Origin of the sequence: Rhodohalobacter mucosus (assembly GCF_003150675.1) — a bacterium.
Lineage (GTDB): Bacteria > Bacteroidota > Rhodothermia > Balneolales > Balneolaceae > Rhodohalobacter > Rhodohalobacter mucosus.
This window is the reverse complement of record NZ_QGGB01000011.1, coordinates 89644-112265: the sequence shown is the minus strand read 5'-3', so window position 1 is coordinate 112265 and position 22622 is coordinate 89644. Positions and strand designations below refer to the sequence as shown.

Sequence of the window (22622 nt, the reverse complement as noted above, 5' to 3'; positions counted from 1 at the left end):
CCCCGTAGGTCTTCGCCATTACATTAGTAATCGCTGCCGTTAACGTCGTCTTGCCGTGGTCTACGTGACCAATCGTACCGATGTTTACGTGCGGCTTGGTACGCTGAAATGTCTCTTTTGCCATGGTTACAAAGAATTATTTAAGTTTTATTTAGTAAAAATGAACATCTGCTCGAACCTGAAGAGCCGATAGTCGGAATTGAACCGACGACCCCTTCCTTACCATGGAAGTGCTCTACCCCTGAGCTATATCGGCTTTTTTCAGAGAGCGGGCGACCGGACTCGAACCGGCAACATTCACCTTGGAAGGGTGACGCTCTACCAATTGAGCTACGCCCGCAAAATCGTGGTGGGGGGAGCAGGATTCGAACCTGCGAAGTCTTACGACAACAGATTTACAGTCTGCCCCAGTTGGCCACTTTGGTATCCCCCCAAAACTTCACATCGCTTAACCGGGAAATTTTTATATGAGCCAGTGGCCGGATTTGAACCGACGACCGGCTGTTTACAAAACAGCTGCTCTACCCCTGAGCTACACTGGCTTAGATAAAAATTTTTCCGAAAAAAACAGGTCTGGCATAAAGTCAAAGAGTATCGCTGACCAGGAGTGCGTGCATCGACTTACGGATATAACTTGATTACCGGTTCAAATGACGAAAGCGCACAATTTTCCCATCAGCGAAAGACCTGAAAGCTAAAAACATCTCCTCTATTAATCAACTACTCAGAAAGATTTTTTTTAGGATCTCTCTTTTTGCTTTTGGTTTTTTTGTAAAAAATTCTGGCGGCTACAACAACAACTATCAGAATCAGAATAACCCTGCCGTAAATGTTAAGATAGTTCCCGATCACAGCCCAGTTTTCGTAAACAATCCAGCCGAGCATCAGCAGGGTAAAATTCCATACCAGAGAACTGATGAATGAACTGAGCATGGTAGAGTATACCTTCGTTTTGGTAATTCCGGCGGTAAGTGCAATTACCGACCTCGTTCCGGCCAGAAATCGGTTAGCCAATATTACACCCTGTCCCCAGTTGTGCATCCACCTCTTGCCCCTGTCAAAATATTTTATATCGATAAATCGCATCAGCCAAAACCGTCTTCGCTGCACTTCGATCCGGTCTCCAAAATATTTTCCAAAGAGATACATATTCATGAATCCAATTACCGAAGCCAGTGTGGTGATAATCAATACAGGCACAAACCCTATAATCTGTTCGGCTGCCAGGTACCCTCCGAAGGCAACAAGTACATCGCCGGGGAGCGGTGGAATAATATTTTCAATATAGGCTACCAGGAAAAAAATCGTGTAGATACTCAGCGGAGAGAGCGTAAGTATCCAGTCAACGATCTGCTCCAGGTAAGCTTCCATCAGGCTTCATTGATTCGTTTTATCAGCACCACGGCATGAACTGCAATTCCTTCTTGTCTTCCGGCGAAACCCATTCTCTCATTTGTTGTAGCCTTGATGGATACACGATCTGCATCACAATCCAGGTTTTCGGCAAGTGATGAGCGCATGCTGTCGATGTATGGACGAAATTTAGGACGTTCGGCAATGATGGTCGCATCCAGGTTGCCCAGCTCATAGCCTTTTTCCTTCACAAGTTGATAACTCTTGCGCAGAAGCACTCTGCTGTCGGCATCCTTGTAGGCGGGATCCGTATCGGGAAAATGAGAACCGATGTCACCGAGTGCGGCCGCCCCCAGAAGCCCATCCGTAATCGCATGCAGCAGTACATCTGCATCAGAGTGACCTTCCAGTTTTTGATGAAAAGGTATCTTGACCCCTCCCATGAGAAGGGCCTCACCTTCTGTAAAGCGATGAACATCATAGCCGAAACCAATTCTGAATGTATCCATAAACTCTACCTTGCCGCCTCATCCAGCAGCCATTCAGCCAGCCTGAGATCAAGCGGGTAAGTGATTTTAAAATTTTCGCGGTTGCCTTCAATCAGATATACAGGCTCACCGATTCGTTCTACAAGAGAAGCATCATCGGTGCCCAAAACGTTCTCTTCAAGGGCAGCCTCATAGGCCTTTCTCAGAACAGATACCTTAAAAATCTGAGGGGTTTGGGCCTGCCACAGGTTTTTTCTGTCGGGTGTAGATTGAATGCAGCCCGACGGGTCCGACACTTTAATGGTATCTTTGGCCGGAACGGCAATAATGGCCGCTCCCCTGCTGTCCGCCTCTTCAATACACAACCGGATGAATGATGTTTCGATAAAAGGCCTCACGGCATCATGAACGGCAACCAGGCCGACACGCTCTGAAAGTGTATTCAGCGCATTTCTTATGGAGTCCTGCCGTTCGGCGCCTCCCTGTACTACGCGTGTCGATTTATCTGGAAAGAGCTCATCCAGAATACGTTCGGTGCGTTCCCTGTATTCAGGTGAGGTAGAAACCACAACTTCTTCCAGCTCGGGCAGCGGACTAAACTTCCTGAGCGTATGCTCAAGTATCGTTTTTCCGCTGATGGTCAGATAGGGTTTGGGAATTTTTTTTCCAAGCCGCTCGCCGGAACCGGCAGCGGGGACGATCAGTGCAAGACGTGTTTCTTTTCCCACCCTGTTTCTCTCCGGTTAGAGTATCAGCATTGCGTCACCGAATGAGAAAAACCGGTAATCCTCCTTTACCGCCTCCTTATAGGCTTCCTTGATGTATTCAAAGCCCCCAAATGCCGCCGCAAGCATTAACAGCGTGGATTCGGGCCTGTGAAAATTGGTGATAATCGCTTCTGTTATCTTGAAGTTGTAATCGGGGTAGATAAATTTATCCGTCCAGCCTGTTCCGGGTTTCGACATACCGCTGGCCATCACGCTTGTTTCGATTACACGCACCGCAGATGTACCGCAAGCCACCACTTTATTCTTCTTGCTCTTCAGGGCTTCGTTGATACGGTCGGATGATTCTTTTGATATGTAGTAGTTCTCAGAATCCATTCGGTGCTTGGTCAGATCTTCAACCTCAACCGGCCTGAATGTACCCCAGCCTATATGCAGGGTGACGGGCACAAAGTCGACTCCTTTTTTCTCAAGCTTCTCTACCAGTTCCGGGGTAAAATGCATCCCTGCAGTGGGTGCGGCAACAGCTCCACGTTCTTTGGCAAATATGGTTTGGTAATTCTCTTTATCGGAATCTTTGGGCTCCCTTTCAATGTAGGGAGGAAGCGGCATGTCTCCGATCTCATCAAGCCGTTCGTACAGATCCTGATTAGGTCCTTCGTAGAGAAAACGGATTGTTCGGCCGCGCGATGTTGTGTTATCAACGACCTCGGCCATCAGGTCTTCACCAAAATAGAGTTTATTTCCTATCCTGATTTTCCTTGCCGGCTCAACCAACACGTCCCATAGCATATTTTCAGGCTGGAGTTCCCGTAACAGAAACACCTCAATGTCAGCTTCCGTCTTTTCTTTTTTACCTTTTAGTTTGGCAGGAAAAACCTTGGTATTGTTGTAAACAACCACATCTCCCTTATTCAGGTACTTATGGATGTCTGAAAATTTTTCGTGCTTGATGGATTTATCTTCTCTGTCCAGGACCATCAAACGGGAAGAGTCTCTTGGTTCGGCGGGTTCGTCAGGAACATTAAAATGATCGATTTCAAACTTGAAATCGGTAAGTTTCATTTTCAAAACAGTCGGGATTTGAGTTATAAATTTCGCCAAAAGTAAAGCTTATAAATATAGGTTTTTTTATGCGCATTGACAAGGCATCACTCGCCTTCCACTCCACTGTTTTATCAGCCGGCATACGTATTACTGTATTCCTGAAAAAAATCCGATTTCTTAAAACATATTTACTAATCCAAGCCGTTTGTGTATTATTAAAGATGTAGATATCAACCAAATGAAATCGACCATGACATCTGTTACGTCCATGAAAATTCTGGCGCTGCTTGCAACATTTTTTCTCCTATCGGTTTCCGCTGCCGATGCGCAGTTGCGCAAGGATCTCAATCCTCATACCGCTGATTCTTTCGGCACCTCAATAACACACACATCCACACCGGGCTCAACCGGCAGCTGGATGAATCTGCTGAATATGACCATGAGCCACTCATACAGCATGAGTTTTTCCAATTTTGGAGGACAGATGCAAAATCTGAACGCATATACCAACTCAATGTATTTCGATGTGAGCAACAAACTGGATGCTCAGGTTGATATCTCTGTACTTCATTCTCCGTTTGGCAACAGCTTTATGAATAACAGCAGTGCCATGAATACGCAAATAATTGTAGACAGGGCTCGAATTGATTACCGGCTTTCTGATAATGCACGGATTTCACTTCAGTTTTCCCAGAATCCATACTATTCACCATTCAGTAATTACGGATACGGAAATCCCTTTTCACCTTTTAACAGAAGCTATCCCGGTTATTAACCTTACTGATGGCTCCTACCCAGCTGAACGAAAGCCAAAAAAATAATCTGCTTAATTCCGCTATCGGATTCCTCGGAGTGCTGTTGCTGATTCTGCTCGCAGCCCTTGCAAGCCGATTTGTTTTTCCCCGCATTGCAAACGAGAGAGTATCCGAAGACCCAACCCTGATCAGCTCTGTGATACAGATGCAGGTGCTCAATGGCGCGGGTGTTCCGGGACTTGCCACGCGGTATACAGGTTCGCTCAGGCAGTATGGCTTTGACGTTGTTGAAACAGGTAACTTTGATCACTTCGATGTTGAGAAGACTCTTGTAATCTCACGAAATGGTCAGATGGAGAACGCACAGCGTGTAGCCCGCGCAATCGGCGTTTCAGAACAGTATATTCTAAGGGAAGAGTCGCCAGACTTTTATCTCGATATAACGCTTGTAATCGGTGCCGATTACGATTCGCTAAACCTCTAACAGAACCTTAATGCCTATGACCAAAACTACCAAGAAGGCCAAAAGCCGGTTTTCGTCCTCATCACCACATATTTCAGTGGATACAAAGAAACTGATCGATGCCATTACCGATGGTTTGCTTGAAAAAAAAGCGCGCGATATCGTATTGCTTGATGTACGCGAGCTCACAACGCTCACCGACTATTTTGTTGTTTGCCACGGAACCTCAGAAACTCAAATCAGGGCTTTGGCAAACAGCGTCATGGAAAAGGTAAAAGAGACCCTTGGAGAGAACGTCTGGAAACAGGAAGGGCTTGACGCCCGGCGCTGGATCATTCTGGATTATGTAAACGTAGTTGTACACATTTTCAGTGAAGAGAAACGAAATTACTACGGTATTGAGCGGATGTGGAATGATGCCAAGGTGACGGAAATAGAAGACAAGGATCCGGCCGACTAATTACTGTCACCCCGCTTATTCTCCTTATACATGTGCCAGGTTTATCTTTTATTTCTGAGAGCCCGCCCGGCTTAAATCTTCTTAAAAAAACTCTGATTCATTGAAAAAACCGGGAGCATATCCTCTTTATGTATCGCTTACCGTTCTTGTGCTTCTGCTGGCGGCATACGGTATATTTGAACAGTTTTCGGGAGAGCCCTACAAGGCAGATCCAACGGTTGAAGATCTAATGGAAGAGAGCCTCAATGAAGCCGTTGCGTTGTTCAATGACGAATATCAGGAGTTTATTGAACGCTCCAACAGCCTTTATGAAGATCTCTCAACGGTTTCTGTGTCTCCGCAGAATTACGGGTTTATTTTTAATAAGTTCGAAGATTATGACTTTTGGGCATCGTCTCTGTACCTGAATAATAATCAGGTGGTTTGGCGCGGCTTTAATCTTACTCCGCTTCCTCTTCCCGATTCGGGAGGTTCACTCAGGGTCAACATCCAGCGCAGGGATAATGTAACCTATCTTTTTGGTCAGCGCACACTATCCGTTGAAGAGGGTACTGCTTATTTGTTGACTGCACGACTGCTCGAACAGACGATAAATATCCCTCTTGGCACCCAGGAAAATACCCGCCTCTCTAATCATCCCAGGCTCGATGGACACTTTCCTGTCAATTTCAGTTTTTTGGATACACCGCAGGACGAGGAATACTCCATAAGCCGGGCTTTGTATATTCAGCAGTCCGATTCGATTGGAACAGTGTACGCTTCCCAGGGTAATTACAGCCTTTATAAGGCTGAAATTGCGGAAGAGAGGACATTCTGGAGAGGCCTTTTCCACCTGGCAATTCTGATCGCAGCTGTCATAACGTTTATTATGTGGAACAGGGTACAGCAGCGTCCCATTTTGTTCGTTGTCCGCGCGGGCTTGCTGATACTGACCTGGTGGCTGATAAAACAGGGCAACCTTATTGACATATGGAGCAGCTACTATCCGGACATCCTTTCAGCCGACAGAATCGTATTGCTCAACTACATTTTCAGCTCCATTCTTTTTCTCCTTCTTTTTTTGGAGGTATATGGCTTTACAGTGTCGGCGAAACTCAGATCCTCCAGAGAGCTTCGGCCAGGCACTTTTCTGATGAGTGTTCTTTACGGAGCAGGCTCACTCGGGCTGATCCTGTTTTTCGTACTCACCACCCGATCTGCCCTTCTGGAGAGCAATATGAGGCTCCTCGATCTTGAACTGATTCCTGAAACCGCGTCACTATTTTTCTATATCTCAGCTGGTGTTTTGTTCACATCCATTGGCGGAATAATTATCGCATTGGGTTTCCTGCTGAACCGCTGGGAAGCGGATAAATCAGCCATTCTTTCTGCAGGTGCGATATTCAGTTTTGCACTGACCTACTATCTGACAGACATTTTTCTGATTGCAGAACCACTTTTTAACTGGATTTTCGTACTCAGCTCCATCATTTTCCTCACACTGCTTTGGCTGGTTCACAGTATTCATACAAATATCCGGCAATTCGTTGACATGTCCGGGTTCAGAAAACTGATGGTGGCGGTACTGCTATCCTCTACCGCTGCTTACGCCATTATCTGGACTACAAACAGTGCCCGGACCGACCGAGAGCTGATGCAGCACAGTCAGGAATTTATAACCGAGGAGACCAACAATACAGCGGAAATAGTAGAGGATGTACTCAGGCAGATTGAAAGCAATCTGCTCTTTTTTAACATTGAAGATGTTGATGTAAGGTCTCAGATACTTACAGGCAGATTCCAGCGAATCGTACGCAACAGCATCCGGCCCGAATGGCGTCAGCACACCTTCGAAATACAGCTTCTTGATACTGTCGGTAACGTTTTTAGCGATTACTCTACAAATCTTGATATTCCCGGTTGGCGGTCGCTGGTCAACATGGAACTGATGAGAGAATCCCATGATTTTGAGCAGCTGCAAAAAGAAACCAATCGTCCCATTGTCTGGGATGCTCCACCCAACCTTGGTGAAAATTATATTTCATTTAAGCGGGGATGGATTCCTATCTACAGCGAACAAAATCCGGAGCAAAGGATCGCATGGGTTTTTGCTGCCATCTACCGTGAACGGGCCGATTATAATAAACCGTTGCGGGCGGTTCGTGCCGCGGCCACCGCAGAAGAATGGCGGGATAGTTACTATCTGGCCGAATTCAGAAACGGACGCATTTCCAGAAGCGCCATGGAGGGAATCTATAGCAATCAGCCCGAATACAGCCGCCTGCCCGCACGGGAGCAGGAAATTGCCCTGAGGGATTCCATTGCCTTTATCACGAACCTCACCGTTCAGGGAGAGTTCCGGGAAATATTGCTAAAAGTGGACCAGAATACTATCGTGAAAGCCAGCACGCCTATTCCTGTCCTTAACAACCATCTTTTCTCTTACTTCAGGTTACAGATGGTAATGATCTTCTTCGGCCTTTTTATCTTTTCCCTGCTGGCTTTGAGCGGTGAAAAACGGTTCAGTCTGTTTAGTCAAAACCGTAAGTTTCGCCACCGGCTCCTCGACGGCCTTACATTGGTTACCATAATTTTTCTCACCGTACTCATTTTTGCCACTCAGTACGCGGTTGGCAATCAGAATGCAAAAAACGTAGAACATGACCTGGTTACAAAACTAAACAGCCTGAGCGAATCGCTTTGGGATGATGAAAGCCTGTTTGGCACAGACACAAACTCCGGCAGCCTTACGGAGTATGCATCACCGCTCAATGTGGACGCTATTCTTTACAATGGTACAGATCTCATGGAATCCACAACACCTCAGATATTTCAGCAGTATCTGATGCCAAGGAATATGCCATACACGGTCTATGATTTAATGTATAATCGCGAAAGAAGGCAATATGTCACAACATCCACACTGGCCGGTGAGCAGCTTCTTATCGGGTATCGTGCTCTGCTTGACGAGCAGTCGGAAACGATCGGAGCCGTTGCCATTCCAACGTTTATACAATCACCGGTATATCGTGACCAGCTGCTTCAAACAACAAGTTACCTCCTGGGTGTATATCTGCTTATTTTCGGATTTTTCATTGTCGGCACAGTCTTATTTTCCACCAGCCTGACAAAACCGCTTGCTGTGATTCAGAGTGCATTGAATCGCATATCACGAGGAGATATTCGAGGTCAGGTTGAGGTTACCAGCCGGGATGAAATCGGTTCACTTGCCCGGGCGTATAATCAAATGGTTGAGCGGCTGAATGAAGCACGCCGGGAACTTGTGCAGGCCGAGCGCGAAGCGGCGTGGAAAGAGATGGCCCAACAGGTTGCGCATGAGATAAAAAACCCCCTCACTCCCATGAAACTGAATCTTCAGCACCTGCAGCGCCAGCTTGAAGCCAATCCCGACAATGTAATGGAACTGAAGCCGGTTATTGAATCAACTGCAACCAACATCATTGATCAGATTGAATCCCTGAACCGGATTGCTTCCGATTTTTCCAAATTCGCAAAACCTGTGCAGGATCAGCTGCAGCCCGTTAACCTGAACCGCGTACTCGGCTCGGTTTGCGACCTCTATCGCAACGATCCGGAAGTCAGCATATCGCTTACGCAACCCGACTCCCCCATCGCTATTCTCGCTGCTGAAGATGAGCTCAGGCGTGCGTTCATCAACCTTGTGAAAAACGGAATCGAGGCCCACGATTCCGATACTGCCAGAATTTCCATCTTTTCGGAAGTGAAGGGAGACCGGGTTCTGGTACGCATTCATGATGACGGGGTGGGTATCAATCCGGAAACTCAGGATAAAATTTTTGTACCCAATTTTTCCACCAAATCGAGCGGCACCGGACTGGGTCTGGCCATCACCAAGAAGATCATCGAAGCTCATAATGCAGATATCTGGTTTGAGTCGAAGCCTGGTGAAGGAAGTACATTTTTTATCTCAATTCCATCAATGAAGAGATAACTGATTTTTGACCGGTGAAATTACAATACGGGTCAACAAGTCATTCAAAAACTTCGTACCATCAGCCCTTCCATTCAGATGCCCAGCGAAGAGACAACATACAAACAGAGGATCCGGTCGGAAATATCGTCACTGATGAAAATCGGTACGCCGGTCATTATAGCTCAGCTGCTTCAGATGAGCATGAGCTTTGTGGATACCGTTATGGCGGGACGTCTTTCTCCACAGGATCTTGCCGCCGTCGCCGTAGGATCAAGCATAATGCTTCCATTTATGGTTCTGTGTCTCGGTTGCATCATGGCGGTTACCCCTATCGTAGCACAAAACGTTGGCGGACGCCGATTCAAACAGATTGGCAAGAATGCCCGTCAGGTGCTTTGGCTTAGCCAGATACTGGCATTGCCAAGCTTTTTTTTGCTACGGCACCTCGATGCCACCTTTCCATTTATCGGAGTTACGGATGAGATCATCCCCATCGCCGGCGGATATCTGAGAGCTATGTCCTGGGGAATTTTTCCATTCTACGCATTCAGTGCGCTCCGAAATTTTAACGAAGGACTGAGCGTTACCCGCCCGGCGATGTATATAGCTGCTATTGGCCTGATGGTGAATATCCCCGGAAACTACATTCTGATGTTTGGAAAGTTAGGTTTTCCACAGCTTGGAGCTGTCGGTACCGGATATTCCTCTTCAATAGTCGGCGCTGTGATGTTTGTCTTTATGCTGATATTTACCATAAAGTTTCAACCATTTCAGCGGTTCGGCATATTTGATAAGTTCCGGTGGCCTGAAAAAAAATATCTTTCAGAGCTTCTCAGAATAGGTGTTCCCATCGGAATCAGCTCAACCATGGAAGTAACCATGTTTGCCGTAGTGAGTCTTTTGGTCAGTACAATCAGTACAATTGCCATTGCCGGGCATCAGATAGCAATTAATTTTGCAGCAATGGCCTTCATGATCCCGTTTGGGCTTTCCGTTGCCATTTCATCACGCGTAGGCTTGTCAATTGGCCGAAAAAGGCCCGGAGAAGCCAGATTCAGAGGCTTTGTTGGAGTGGGAGTCGCATCATTCATTATGTTTTGTACGGCTGCACTGATGTACCTCTTTCCCGAGTCCATCGTAGCAATTTATACCGATGACCCACAAGTAACGGAAATTGCTGTCCAGCTTCTATTTATGGCAGCAATTTTTCAGCTTTCCGACGGTTTGCAGGTAAGCGGGTTTGGTGCGCTGCGCGGCCTTAAAGACACAAAGGTCCCCATGTATGTAAATCTGTTCGCCTATTGGATAATCGGTATACCCACCGCATATCTGCTCGGTTTTAAAACCGGTATGGGAGCACCCGGGCTCTGGGTCGGACTCATTGCGGGCCTGACCATCGCAGGAATTCTCCATAATCTTCGCTTTCACATTAAAACAGGAAAGATGGGAGCCTGAACGAAACTCACGGAATTCAAATTTTATCTATACTGTACGGTATCAGATTGTCGCAGTTTGTAACCATTGAGAATATTTAACTCTTTGTCATGCCTTCTTATATCCACGCCTTAGAAACTGCTACACCGGCCTATTCGTACTCCCAGAGCGAAATCAGGGACCGGATGAAAGAAATTGTGCCCGCCAGCGATAAAGACAAAAGAATAATTCACTATCTCTATTCCAGGTCAGGAATTGACAATCGCCACTCTGTGATAAATGATTTCAGACAGAAAGGGTCTCAGACGCTTTTTTTTAATGGTGAAGGTGCATATCCGGGCACAGAGCGAAGAAATGACCTGTATATCCGTGAAGCGAAAAAGTTGTTTGTTGAAGCAGCCAGGTCCCTGATAGAAAACTCCGACTTTGAGGCTGACCAGATAACTCATCTTATAACTGTTTCCTGCACCGGTTTTTACGCACCGGGACCCGATTTTGACATTATAAGGGCTCTGAACCTCAACCCTTCAATTGAGCGTTACCATCTTGGATTTATGGGTTGTTATGCCTCTATTCCTGCAATCAAAATGGCCGATCAGATTTGCAGGGCCAACAAGGATGCGAACGTAATGGTTGTGTCCGTGGAGCTGTGCACCATCCACTTCCAGGCCAATCCGGAACCGGATAGTATTCTGTCGGCGTCCGTATTTGCTGATGGAGGCGCAGGGTTCATCATGAGCAATAAAAAACCCACCGGGAAAAAGGGCATAGCGGTTCATGGGTTTGCATCTACCATTCTGGAAAAAGGTAAGGACGATATGGCCTGGTCGATCGGCGATAAAGGATTCAGCATGGTGCTTTCGAGTTATATTCCGGACCTGCTTAAAGAAGGAATAGACGAATTCCTGAACCCCGCACTCGATCGTTTTGGCATTACCACCGAACAGATTGAACAGTGGTGCGTACATCCGGGCGGGCGGGCCATTCTGGACCGGATTGAAGAAGCCGTTCAACTGCCGCCTGATGCATTGGATGCATCCAGAAAGGTATTGTCGGGCTATGGTAACATGAGCAGTGCAACCATTCTTTTTGTTTTGCGTGAACTGCAGCAGCAAACACATCAAAAGGAGAACTCCAGGATACTGGCCATGGCCTTCGGTCCCGGTCTCACCATGGAAACTGCCCTGCTTTCGCACTGCTGAGCGTTTCAAAGAACACGGCATGCCTCTATTCCTCTCAAAACGCAACCCACAGCTTACCGAATGGATGGACAGGGATGACTGCGACAAACAGCTTCTTTTTAATACGTATGCACAGTTCAGCCTGATTAATCGCCTTCTTTCCGGATGGGGTACTCTTTACAGGCGTTTTATCAGGCCTCTGATTATTGAGCAGGAGGGCACGTTTACCGTTCTTGATATCGGTTGCGGCGGCGGTGATGTGATACGCTATTTGCATCATCTATGCATAAAGGATGGGTTTGACGTTCATTTCACAGGCATTGAGCCCGACCGGCGGGCAATCCAGTTTGTCGGCCAGGAAAGCTGGACCGACAATGTAACCTTCCTGAATGCACATTCATCCGACCTTGTAGCTGAAGGCAAAATGTTTCAACTGGTTATTTCAAACCATCTGATGCATCACCTGCCTCCCTCCGAACTGCGTACGCTTTGTGCGGATGCTGAAAAACTGGCTCTGAAACGGGTGCTCTTTAACGATATTGAACGAAGTGATGTCGGCTACGTGGCTTTTATGACAGCTGCTCCGATATTGTTCAGAAACAGCTATATCGTTAAGGACGGATTGATATCCATCCGGCGCAGTTATCGAAAGCAGGAACTGGAAAGTGCGCTTCCTGAAAACTGGATTATTAACCGAAAATTTCCTTTTCGACTGATTGCACGGTATGACCATTCATGAGACTGATACAGATATCACGATTATCGGAGGCGGGCCCGTGGGCCTCTATCTTGCGATACGTCTACTGAATGCAGGAATCTCATGCACGGTACTGGAAAAAAACTCAACTATCGATCCGCACTCCAAATCACTTGGCATACACCCCGTTTCTCTCAATCTTTTTGACCATTGCGGATTAACACCGGCTTTTCTGAATCAAGGGCTGAAAATTCGGAGCGGCATCGCCTTCTGGAACAGAGACCGCATCGGTAAAATCACGTTTGACAATCTTCCGGGCGAACACCGTTATATCCTGTCGCTTCCTCAGTGGAGAACAGAAAAAATTCTTTCTGATAAAGTGAATAAACTGAAATCCGATTGCCTTTTACGGGGTGCGGAGGTAACCGAAATTCAGGATAATAATGAAGACCGGGTTCAGGTTGCCTATAAAAAAAACGGAGCGAATTGCAGAATATCCTCACAATTTGTTGTTGGCTGCGATGGTAAAACAGGCTTCCTGAGAGATGCTCTTGATATACCCTTCCATGGAAAATCCTATCCCGATACATACATCATGGGCGATTATACAGACAATACCTCTTTTGGCCATGATGCGGCTGTATACCTTCACGAAGAGGGATTGATAGAGTGTTTTCCCCTTCCGGACGGTCAGCGGCGCTGGGTCGTTAAAACCGACGAATACATCCGTGAACCGCAAAGCAAGCAGCTTGAAAAATTTATTCAGCATAGGCTTGGCCATTCACTAGACGGCTGCAGAAATTCAATGGTCAGCAGTTTCGGGGTACAGCATTTTTTAGCTGAACAATTTCATCATGGCAGGTGCCTGCTTGCCGGTGATGCTGCACACATAGTGAGCCCTATTGGCGGGCAGGGAATGAATCTGGGCTGGCTGGATGCAGAAGAAACCTTTAGTGTGATTCAGAAAGCACTCACCCTGCCTGAAAAATACCCTGTACTGTTCCGGCAGTACTCATCCGAAAGGAAAAAAATTGCCCGTCAGGTTGCGCGGCGTGCTGAGCTCAACATGCATCTGGGAAGAAAGGAGTCATCTTCCGCTTTTTACAGGGGCCTGGTTTCACTGATGCTGAATACACCCCTGTCGGGCCTGTTTGCAAAAATATTTACAATGCACGGACTTGGGAAGTGGCCTGTTTGAACTGATATCCTGTTGTGCATGAACTTTTCGGAGTCTTGTTCTGCTTTCATGCTTCGAAACGGATCTCGAATCGTGTTCCTTCATCCGATCCCACACTCATCTCTGCATTCAGTTTTTTCAGCAGGGTATCGACAATCCACATGCCAATCGAATCTTTCTTTCTGAGTTTGAAGTCATCGGGCAGCCCCACCCCATTGTCAGAAACCCTGAGATGTACTATATGATCCTTGAGAAATAGAGACATTTTTATGTTTGCCTCGTCATCTTCATACTGAAACGCGTGTTTATAAATATTGATCAAAAGTTCATTCAAAATCAGTCCACACAAAAGCGCCTGGTCCTGTTTCACCACGATCTCTTCACTGTCGAGCTCAATCTGTACATCGTAAAGAATGGAGCTCATTGTATCACGGATCTTATCGGATAGCTGGGATAAATATTCCTTCAGATCGACGGTGTTCTTGATATTTTTTTCACTCAACATATCATGCAGCCGCGACATCGACTGAATGCGGAGTGAAATACCCTGCAGTACCGTTTCTGCATGCTTATCCTTGATCAACGGGAGTTCATCCTCAACCAGTGCGGATATGATCTGAAGATTGTTTTTAATCCGATGGTGAATCTCTGCAATGATAGCATCTTTTTGCTGCAGGCGATCATGCAGGCGGTCGATCATCCTGGAACGTTCAATTGCCAGTGTAAAGTGTGAAGCCAGCGACTGAAACACCGGTATATCCCTTGATGTAAACTCTTCTCCGTTTCTGCGATTCAATGCCTGCATCACACCGATTACCTTGTTCTCCCGGTTGATCAGCGGCACACAGATGATGTTTCTTGTTTTAAAATCTTCAGCCAGTTCCCCGTAAAAATGTTCAGAATTTGCAACATCATTAGTCATGTATGGCCTTTTGTTCTCTGCTACCCACCCTGCAATTCCTTTACTTTGGGGTATGCTTTTACCCGCCACCGACATCTTGGCCGGCCCCGTAGGCATACTCACATACAGTTCACCCGTTTCTTCATCCATCAGCATCAGGGAACTTGCTTCCGTATTCATGACCAGCCGGGTTGACTCCATACTGTCGACCAATACCGATTTAAATTCTTCCGTGTGATCTATACCCTCGAGGGTATCCATCAGTAAACGCTGGCTGCCTTCCCCCTCAGGAAAATCCTGATCACTGACCTTCATATCGTCCATGTTTGCCATGGTTTTGTTCCGATTTTGACGTTTTACACTCAGAGATATGTATACGTATTTTTCACATAAATGACCAATTGCCTGAGTAATTCCTGAAACGGCCTGAAAGCGAGCGGCTACTTCATTGGAAAGGAGATCACAAACCGTGTACCCTTTTTACTCACAACATCAATACTTGCACCCATTTTTTCTGAAAGTTCTTCTACGATCCACATACCCATAGAGTCTTTATTGCCGGCATCTGAACTTTCAGGCAATCCCACTCCGTTGTCCGACACATTGAGCTTCACTTTATCCTCTCCTTTTTCAAGCCGAACCCTGATTTCTCCCTCCTCATCCGACTCGGTGAAAGCATGTTTGTAAATATTGACGATCAGTTCATTGAGTATCAGTCCGCACCGCAGGGCCTGTTCCTGGCTCACCTCAATCTGATCCCCTGAAAACGTAATCTCCGCATCACTGAAAATGTGGCCCATCGATTCCTGAATTTTTGCAGCAATCTGCTCCAGGTAGTTGTCCAGACGAACCTGTTTTTCCAGATTTTTTTCAATCAGCATGTTGTGCAGGTCAAACATGGAATTGATCCGTCGATCCATGTTCTTGAGAATCCGGCTGCTCGTTTCATCATTTATACCTTCCAGCTCGATACTGAGAAGCGTATTTAAAGCCAGAAGATTATTTTTTATACGATGGTTCATTTCAGCAACCAGCACATCTTTCTCCTTGAGGCGAAGGTGAAGGTAGTCTACATACCGGGTACGCTCAATGGCAATGGTGATATGGTCTGCAAGTGCCTCAAAGACAGGTATATCACTTTCATTAAAATCTTTGTCCTCTTTCTTGTTGAGTGCCTGAACAACACCTATTACTTCATCGTCACGGTTAATGAGGGGAAGACAAATTACGTTTCTTGTTCGGAAACCTTCCGAAAGTTCACCAAAAAACTCAGGTGACTTGCTTGTATCGTTGGTAATGTACGGCGAGCGGTTTCTGACCACCCATCCGGCGATCCCTTTGTTTTTGGGAATGCGTTTCCCGGCTACCTCCTCACTTACGGGGCCGGTCGATATACGCAGCTGCAGCTCTCCGGAATCTTCATCCAGCAGCATCAGGGAACTGGCTTCCGACTCCATTACCAGGCGAACTGCTTCAAGACTCTCATTGAGAACCGCCTTGAACTCCCTTGTATGTGTAATCCCTTCAATGGTATCAAGTAACAGGCGAAGATTCTCCTGCGAAAAATCCGTTAAAGGCGATGGCGTACCTGTTTTTTTGCCTGAACTGACTTCCATGATCGGTTTGAACTGAGATTTACAGGGGCAAACCTGTTTATTCTTTTGATTTTCTGTTGACTGAGATTAACGAATATAAGCTTTAATTCGATTCATGTAAGTTGAAATTATCGAAATTCATGCGGATTCATCAACCCTGCGATCGAGATAAAAAAACCCGGCTTTATCAAAACCGGGCTCCTGGTTTGTGAATCATTTCAACTCTTATCGTAAGTTGGAAGTAAATTCTTAAGCAAACCCGGAATGAACATTGATAAGCACGAGTCATGGCGTCACTTGAAGTGATGCCATGGTACCCGAGCAATGATGTTCCATATTACTTCTTGTCTTCTTCCACGTAATCGCGAAGTACCTTGTGCAGAATACCACCGTTGCGGAAGTAGTCGATCTCAACCGGCGTATCTATTCTGCAAACAGTATCGAATTTAACCACACTGCCGTCAGATTTCTTCGCTTCCACCTTAACGGTTTCCCGTGGCTTCAGGTCATCATCAATGTGAATGGTGAACGCTTCGGATCCGTCGAGTCCAAGGCTTTTATGTGTTTCCCCGTCGGCAAACTGCAGAGGCAACACGCCCATTCCCACCAGGTTTGACCGGTGAATCCGTTCATAGGATGCAGCAATTACTGCCTTTACGCCAAGCAGAATGGTGCCCTTTGCAGCCCAGTCGCGTGATGATCCTGTTCCGTACTCTTTACCGGCAAGCGCCACAAGCGGAGTTCCCTCCTCCTTGTACTTCTCGGCTGCTTCAAAGATGGTGGTAATCTCGCCCGTGGGGTGGTACTTGGTAAATCCTCCTTCCGTTCCCGGTGCAAGCTGATTCTTGAAGCGCACGTTTGCAAAGGTACCGCGGGTCATCACACGATCATTTCCCCGGCGCGATCCGTAGGAGTTGAAATCTTTCTCTTCCACCCCATTATTGATAAGGTACTGTCCTGCGGGGCTCTCCTTTTTGATATTTCCTGCAGGAGAGATGTGATCCGTTGTAATGGAATCACCCACTTTTACCAGCACGCGTGCACCTGCAATCGGCTGGATCGGCTCGGGTTCTTCACCCATTCCAACAAAGAAAGGCGGCTCCTGAATGTAGGTTGAATCCTCTTTCCACTCGTACAACTCTCCACCGCCGACGGGAATTTTATCCCACGTTTCGGACTCGAAAATATCGCTGTACATCTTCTCAAAAAGCTCCGGCCGAATTGCCTGATCCAGAAACTCGGTTATTTCATCAGATGATGGCCAGATATCCTTCAGGTAAACCTCGTTGCCATCCTTGTCCTTTCCAATCGGCTCATGGGCCAGGTCAATATCCACGGTGCCGGCAAGCGCGTAGGCCACCACAAGCGGCGGTGAAGCCAGGTAGTTGGCTTTTACCCACGGATGGATGCGGCCCTCAAAGTTCCGGTTACCGGATAGTACCCCTGCTGCGATCAGGTCGCCCTCTTTGATAGCATTCTCAACAGCTTCGGGCAGCGGACCGGAGTTACCGATACATGTCGTGCATCCATAACCCACCAGGTTGAATCCAAGCTGATCCATATACTCGGTAAGTCCTGCTTCCTTCAGATATTCGGTTACCACTCGCGAACCGGGTGCCAATGAGGTTTTAACATACGGAGGAACCTTCATTCCCTTCTCGACAGCTTTCTTGGCGATGATACCGGCTCCAAGCATCACGCTCGGATTGGAGGTGTTGGTACAGCTGGTAATCGCCGCAATCACCACGTCGCCGTGTTTCATGTCGATTGTCTGGCCATTTTTAAACGTACCTTTGTTGGCCAGTTTCTCCTGGGTGAGATTGAAGCCCATGGTAGGATCACTGCTCGTGAGTGAGTTTTCAAAGGTCTCCTTCATGTTGGGCAGCGTGATACGATCCTGCGGCCGCTTCGGCCCCGCAAGTGATGTTTCAACATCGCCCAGGTCGAGTTCCAGCACCTCGGTGAACTCCGGATCCGGAGTGTCATCTGTGCGGAAAAGCCCCTGCTCTTTCATGTAAGCTTCCACGAGCTTCACCTGCTCGTCACTTCGGCCGGTGCGGCTCATGTACCGAATAGCTTCGCTGTCGATAGGGAAAAAGCCCATTGTGGCTCCATACTCCGGACTCATATTTGCAATTGTGGCGCGGTCAGGCAGGCTCATGTTGCTGAGGCCGGGACCATAAAATTCCACAAACTTGCTCACAACGCCGTGTCGGCGAAGCATTTCGGTGACAGTCAGCGTAAGGTCGGTTGCGGTGATCCCTTCACGCAGCTTGCCGGTCAGCTTTACGCCGACCACTTCGGGTACGAGCATGTAGATCGGCTGACCCAGCATGGCGGCTTCCGCTTCGATGCCACCGACACCCCAGCCCAGAATGCCCAGTCCGTTAATCATGGTGGTATGTGAATCGGTTCCTACAAGGGTATCCGGGTAGGCTACGGTGGTACCGTCTTTCTCTTTACGGGTAAAAACTCCCTTGGCCAGGTACTCCAGGTTCACCTGGTGTACAATACCGCGTCCCGGTGGGACCACGCGGAAGTTATCAAAAGCCTCTTTCCCCCATTTCAGAAACTCATATCGCTCACGGTTGCGCTCCATCTCCTTTTCAACATTGAACATGAATGCGTACTCCTGGCCAAACATATCCACCTGAACAGAGTGGTCGATTACAAGATCAACCGGTACCTGAGGATTAATGGAGGTCGGATTACCTCCCATACGCTTCATTGCAGAGCGCAGCGCAGCCAGATCAACCACTGCGGGAACTCCCGTAAAATCCTGAAGCACCACACGCGAAGGCTTGAAGGGAATTTCACCCGACGGGTTTTTGGCGTTGTACTCAGCCAACACCTTCACATCCTCTTCGGTAACCACGTATCCGTCAAACTCCCTCAAAACGGCTTCCAGCAAAATTTTAATCGTAAAGGGGAGCCTGCTCACTTTCTCATACCCCAATTCTTCCAGTTTCTTCAGGCTGTAGAGGTGGGCATCACCCGTGCCGGTTTTGAATGTCGTTTTGGTATCTTGAAGCGGATTGTTGCTCGTCATAAAGGGTCCTCGAATGCTTTTTTATTGGTTCCACATAGCTTTTTTCCTATCGTCTTAAAATAGGGCTTTTCTGAGATAATATCTTTGGGAATGTGGGAGTGGCGTGGTTCAGGGTACACGGCGTGAAGAGGCCTGTCAGCATTTCCTGTGCCTTTCAGGAATTCTGACAGCGCCGGATTAGGGGCAAGGCGCATGGCGCAGGCTTCAGGCTTCAGGCTTTCCCGAAGTCTCGGGACTGCGAACGGCGCGCAGCAGCTTCAGGCTTCAGCGGGCAATATCGAAATTTCTTCAGAGATCAATAGTCAGCAGTCAGCGAAGGCACGGTATATTTTTTATACTCAGAATGAAAAAAATAGATACTTCTGAGATCAGATATCTCATATCTCCAATCTGAGATCATCCCCCTCCCGTTTCACGTTTGACGTCTGACGTCTGCCCGTCAATTCACAGAGAATAAATTCCCCTCTCGTTTGTTTGACCTGGCGGAATTTGGGAGCTATCAGCTTTCAGCATTCAGCTATCAGCTTAATGGGAGATTTATGTAACCTGTTACCTGCTACCTGCACCATGTGCCTTCCACGGGGAATGAATTCCCCGTTCGCACGTGCCGACCTGACGGTCTTGCGGAGCTTTTAACTGTCAGTTTTTTTGTAATGTCTGCAGCCTGCTGTATTTACCCTGCACCACGTACCTTGTACCCTGTGCCCTGTATTCAAGCAATTTACATTTTCACGACATATATTCGCCTCGTTCACTTTAATCAAGCTTTAATCCATGACCTCTTCCATCCGGCTGGTGCTATCTTTCATCTTTTTGGTTTTCCTTACACTATCAATCGCACGGGCTTCACAGCCTGAAGTTCAGGCGTCCGACGATCCCTATACGCTTGCCTATCTGAAATGGGATGCGGGCGACTACATCGGGGCACTGGAGGATTTCCTAGCCATTCTCGACAGTGAAGATGCAGATCTCTTTTTTGATCAGATCGCCACGCTGACCGGTGAACTTTATGTGGTGGATGAACTTAGCAAGAACGGACGAAATCCTGTGTTCAGCCCCAACAACCGACACTTCGCCTGGCAGGAGAGCCGAGACGGAGTGACCCGGACGTTGGTCTCACGGATCACGGACAGCGGCACGGAACAGCTACATACGGTTGAAGGAACGGGTTTGATCTTTTCTCCTGACGGACGCAATGCGGTTCTATCCCGGTCAACGGTTTCCGAAAAAATGGTACAGCTTGAGCAGGAGCTGGCCCGGGCACGCGAGAACCGGGACCGGGATGCGTTTATACAGGCAAGAAATGAACTCATGCTTGAAGAAATCCTCAATACGAACCTGTACATGCTCAATCTGCAAAACGGGGAGACGAGCAGGATTTCGACCGGACCACTGATGGTTCAGGACCCGGTATTTGATGAAAACGGCACGCTCTATTTCACGGGCGCGGATCCCGACCATCCCGGACACAGCGACATCTACCGCCTGCAATGGGGTGCGGAAACTGCGGAAATGGTTACCGGTTCAGACGGATACCTGCACTCCCCCATTCCCGTACCGGGCAGCAGCAGGATTATTTTCAGATCATCTCCGGGCTCCCCGTTTCCGGGTGCGGATCTTCCGGAATATGATTCGCCCGAATCGGTGGTTCTTTTCGATCTGAACAGAGGTGAGATCACCCGCTGGGAAGGCACATCCCCGGTCATTTCGGCGAGCGGCAACCGGGTGGCGTACATGTACAGTGAAGGCGGAGAAACGGGTATTTTCAGCGCCGATCTGACAGAACAGGTGCCGCAGGCTGAAATCATGGCCGCATCACTCTTTCCGATTCAAAACCCGGCACTGTCGCCCGACGGCAGCAAGCTGGCCTACATGCTGCGCGAGGGCATCAGCTGGAACCTGCACATGGTGCACACGGCCGATGCCGTCGACGAGCAGCTTTCGTTTGATATCCAGCATGAACTTTTCCCTCACTTTTTGAACAACGACAAGGTGCTTGGCATGATGGGCGAGTCACGCCACCGTCGTTCCCATATCTACGATGTGGAGACCAAGGAATTTCACCGGCTGTTTCACAACAACAGCGTGCGGACCGTTTCGATGGAAAACGAGTGGGAACCGAGTGCGGACGGAAGCTTTCTACTGGTCGTGGCCCAGCGCAGCGGCAACACCATCGCGCCAGAGCAGGGCGTCTACCTGGTCAGGATCGGTGAGCGAATCTCCAAACAGACCCTGATCAGCCGGCTGGAGGCCAACCTGGAGAGCGAGCGTAACCTGCTGGCCAAAGCGGAGGAGATGTACGGCCCGATCCGTGATGCCGTTCAGGCAGCCGTGGATGAGGTAAACATGACCCGCATGTGGCACTACCAGAAGTCACTTTATGATTTCGGCTCCAAACACATCACGCAACCCGGCAACCGCAAGGCGATGGAGTATATCTACGAAACGCTGGAGTCATTCGGCTACGAGCCCGAATACCAGTGGTTCAATCCGGCGGGCGATATCGAAACCGCCAACGTGATTGCTCGGCTGGAAGGAACGACTCATCCCGAGGTGGTCTACATTTTGAGTTCGCATTTTGATTCGGTTCAGCGAAGTCCCGGCGCTGACGACAACACTTCCGGAACCGCCGTACTTCTTGAGACAGCCCGGATATTGGCAAAGAACCCGCTGCCGGCCACCATTATCTTTGCATCCCTGACGGCAGAGGAGTCAGGTTTGCTGGGTGCGCGTGAGTTTACGCGCCTGGCCGGAGAAGAGGGCCTGTGGGCTATGGGCGTTATCAATAACGACATGATGGGCTGGACCCGACATCACCGGCTCGACAACACCATTCGCTTCTCCAATTACGGGATCCGCGATGTGCAGCATTCGGGCGCGATTCTGTTTACCGATCTGATTACATACGACTCCCGCTACTACCGAAATACCGACGCTCATGCGTTTTTTGACGCGTACGGCGACGTGATCGGCGGCATCGGCTCCTATCCGATCCTGGGCAACCCGAACTACCATCAGACCACCGACCACCTGGAGACCATTAACCACAACCTGCTGAAAGAGGTGGCCAAATCAAACATTGCTACGTTTATGATGCTGGCCAGCGCCCCTTCAAAGGTAACCGGACTTAGCGTGGTCGATTTCGGCGGCAACCGCGCTATGGCACAGTGGAACGCCAATCCCGAGAGCGACATCGATCACTACATCGTGAGCTACACCGATATGATGGGAAATCCGCATTCAGAGGTGGTGGAGGAGACAAAGGCCACACTGAGGCGTGCAGATCTGTCAAAACCCGTAACGGTGGTGGCGGTGAATAATCGCGGCATGAAAGGGTGGGATCCGACGGTGTGGGAGTGAGTT

At 48.2% G+C, this 22622-nt stretch carries 17 protein-coding genes and 4 tRNA genes; 9 read left to right on the top strand and 12 right to left on the bottom strand.

The window, feature by feature from the left end:
* The 9 genes from DDZ15_RS16040 to queA all read right to left on the bottom strand — a co-directional run.
* Positions 1-124, bottom strand: a 124-nt coding sequence (locus tag DDZ15_RS16040; RefSeq protein ID WP_242978818.1) for a GTP-binding protein, incomplete at its 3' end; no start/stop codon positions are given.
* Between the two features lie 60 nt (positions 125-184).
* Positions 185-256, bottom strand: a tRNA-Thr gene (locus DDZ15_RS16035).
* Between the two features lie 11 nt (positions 257-267).
* Positions 268-340 (bottom strand) — tRNA-Gly (locus tag DDZ15_RS16030).
* A 7-nt stretch (positions 341-347) separates the two neighbouring features.
* Positions 348-433: transfer RNA gene (locus DDZ15_RS16025), tRNA-Tyr, on the bottom strand.
* 37 nt (positions 434-470) lie between these two features.
* Positions 471-542 (bottom strand) — tRNA-Thr (locus tag DDZ15_RS16020).
* A 178-nt stretch (positions 543-720) separates the two neighbouring features.
* Complete coding sequence (locus DDZ15_RS16015; protein ID WP_242979071.1) at positions 721-1371, bottom strand: DedA family protein; 651 nt, start codon at positions 1369-1371, stop codon at positions 721-723.
* Positions 1371-1862, bottom strand: coding sequence for a 2-C-methyl-D-erythritol 2,4-cyclodiphosphate synthase (gene ispF / locus DDZ15_RS16010; protein WP_109648138.1), 492 nt, complete (start codon positions 1860-1862; stop codon positions 1371-1373). Before ispF ends, DDZ15_RS16015 begins: the two co-directional genes overlap by 1 nt.
* 5 nt (positions 1863-1867) lie before the next feature.
* Entirely contained in the window at positions 1868-2569 is a 702-nt protein-coding gene (ispD, locus tag DDZ15_RS16005; protein ID WP_109648137.1) for a 2-C-methyl-D-erythritol 4-phosphate cytidylyltransferase, read from the bottom strand.
* Between the two features lie 15 nt (positions 2570-2584).
* Positions 2585-3631 carry a tRNA preQ1(34) S-adenosylmethionine ribosyltransferase-isomerase QueA gene (gene queA / locus DDZ15_RS16000; protein ID WP_109648136.1) on the bottom strand — a complete coding sequence of 349 codons (1047 nt, stop codon included), beginning with the start codon at positions 3629-3631 and terminating at the stop codon, positions 2585-2587.
* A 232-nt stretch (positions 3632-3863) separates the two neighbouring features.
* Here queA and DDZ15_RS15995 point away from each other — a divergent pair, with 232 nt between their 5' ends.
* The 8 genes from DDZ15_RS15995 (at position 3864) to DDZ15_RS15960 (ending at position 13735) form a co-directional block, all read left to right on the top strand.
* Positions 3864-4388 carry a hypothetical protein gene (locus DDZ15_RS15995; protein ID WP_109648135.1) on the top strand — a complete coding sequence of 175 codons (525 nt, stop codon included), beginning with the start codon at positions 3864-3866 and terminating at the stop codon, positions 4386-4388.
* A gap of 8 nt (positions 4389-4396) precedes the next feature.
* Entirely contained in the window at positions 4397-4852 is a 456-nt protein-coding gene (locus DDZ15_RS15990) for a LytR C-terminal domain-containing protein (protein WP_109648134.1), read from the top strand.
* Between the two features lie 16 nt (positions 4853-4868).
* Positions 4869-5291, top strand: coding sequence for a ribosome silencing factor (gene rsfS, locus DDZ15_RS15985; protein WP_109648133.1), 423 nt, complete (start codon positions 4869-4871; stop codon positions 5289-5291).
* Positions 5292-5391: 100 nt separating this feature from the next.
* The gene (locus DDZ15_RS15980) at positions 5392-9243 is read left to right on the top strand and encodes an ATP-binding protein (RefSeq protein ID WP_109648132.1); all 3852 of its coding nucleotides are present in this window, start codon (positions 5392-5394) and stop codon (positions 9241-9243) included.
* A 78-nt stretch (positions 9244-9321) separates the two neighbouring features.
* A complete protein-coding gene (locus tag DDZ15_RS15975) occupies positions 9322-10680 on the top strand; it encodes an MATE family efflux transporter (protein ID WP_109648131.1) in 1359 nt (452 codons plus the stop codon).
* An 89-nt stretch (positions 10681-10769) separates the two neighbouring features.
* Positions 10770-11861, top strand: a complete 1092-nt coding sequence (locus tag DDZ15_RS15970; protein ID WP_109648130.1) for a type III polyketide synthase — start codon at positions 10770-10772, stop codon at positions 11859-11861.
* Between the two features lie 19 nt (positions 11862-11880).
* Positions 11881-12579, top strand: a complete 699-nt coding sequence (locus DDZ15_RS15965) for a methyltransferase domain-containing protein (protein WP_109648129.1) — start codon at positions 11881-11883, stop codon at positions 12577-12579.
* Positions 12566-13735, top strand: coding sequence for an FAD-dependent oxidoreductase (locus DDZ15_RS15960; protein WP_109648128.1), 1170 nt, complete (start codon positions 12566-12568; stop codon positions 13733-13735). The genes DDZ15_RS15965 and DDZ15_RS15960 overlap by 14 nt, the downstream gene beginning before the upstream one ends.
* Before the next feature lie 46 nt (positions 13736-13781).
* On the opposite strand, the gene DDZ15_RS15955 is transcribed toward DDZ15_RS15960, so the two are convergent.
* The 3 genes from DDZ15_RS15955 to acnA all read right to left on the bottom strand — a co-directional run bounded on the left by DDZ15_RS15955 (position 13782) and on the right by acnA (position 19259).
* A complete protein-coding gene (locus DDZ15_RS15955) occupies positions 13782-14948 on the bottom strand; it encodes a histidine kinase dimerization/phosphoacceptor domain -containing protein (protein WP_109648127.1) in 1167 nt (388 codons plus the stop codon).
* A 107-nt stretch (positions 14949-15055) separates the two neighbouring features.
* Entirely contained in the window at positions 15056-16231 is a 1176-nt protein-coding gene (locus tag DDZ15_RS15950) for a GAF domain-containing protein (protein WP_109648126.1), read from the bottom strand.
* A gap of 316 nt (positions 16232-16547) precedes the next feature.
* A complete protein-coding gene (gene acnA, locus DDZ15_RS15945) occupies positions 16548-19259 on the bottom strand; it encodes an aconitate hydratase AcnA (protein WP_109648125.1) in 2712 nt (903 codons plus the stop codon).
* A gap of 774 nt (positions 19260-20033) precedes the next feature.
* Between acnA and DDZ15_RS15935 the strand changes: the two genes are divergently transcribed.
* Positions 20034-22619, top strand: a complete 2586-nt coding sequence (locus DDZ15_RS15935) for a M28 family peptidase (RefSeq protein WP_109648123.1) — start codon at positions 20034-20036, stop codon at positions 22617-22619.
* Positions 22620-22622 lie beyond the last annotated feature (3 nt).

Coding starts and splice junctions, on each gene's coding strand:
- DDZ15_RS15960 (WP_109648128.1), top strand. CDS start 12,566: ATGACCATTCATGAGACTGATACAGATATCACGATTATCGGAGGCGGG.
- DDZ15_RS16015 (WP_242979071.1), bottom strand. CDS start 1,371: ATGGAAGCTTACCTGGAGCAGATCGTTGACTGGATACTTACGCTCTCT.
- DDZ15_RS15975 (WP_109648131.1), top strand. CDS start 9,322: ATGCCCAGCGAAGAGACAACATACAAACAGAGGATCCGGTCGGAAATA.
- DDZ15_RS15995 (WP_109648135.1), top strand. CDS start 3,864: ATGACATCTGTTACGTCCATGAAAATTCTGGCGCTGCTTGCAACATTT.
- DDZ15_RS15935 (WP_109648123.1), top strand. CDS start 20,034: ATGACCTCTTCCATCCGGCTGGTGCTATCTTTCATCTTTTTGGTTTTC.
- DDZ15_RS15950 (WP_109648126.1), bottom strand. CDS start 16,231: ATGGAAGTCAGTTCAGGCAAAAAAACAGGTACGCCATCGCCTTTAACG.
- acnA (WP_109648125.1), bottom strand. CDS start 19,259: ATGACGAGCAACAATCCGCTTCAAGATACCAAAACGACATTCAAAACC.
- ispF (WP_109648138.1), bottom strand. CDS start 1,862: ATGGATACATTCAGAATTGGTTTCGGCTATGATGTTCATCGCTTTACA.
- DDZ15_RS15955 (WP_109648127.1), bottom strand. CDS start 14,948: ATGGCAAACATGGACGATATGAAGGTCAGTGATCAGGATTTTCCTGAG.
- DDZ15_RS15965 (WP_109648129.1), top strand. CDS start 11,881: ATGCCTCTATTCCTCTCAAAACGCAACCCACAGCTTACCGAATGGATG.
- DDZ15_RS15990 (WP_109648134.1), top strand. CDS start 4,397: ATGGCTCCTACCCAGCTGAACGAAAGCCAAAAAAATAATCTGCTTAAT.
- DDZ15_RS15970 (WP_109648130.1), top strand. CDS start 10,770: ATGCCTTCTTATATCCACGCCTTAGAAACTGCTACACCGGCCTATTCG.
- rsfS (WP_109648133.1), top strand. CDS start 4,869: ATGACCAAAACTACCAAGAAGGCCAAAAGCCGGTTTTCGTCCTCATCA.
- queA (WP_109648136.1), bottom strand. CDS start 3,631: ATGAAACTTACCGATTTCAAGTTTGAAATCGATCATTTTAATGTTCCT.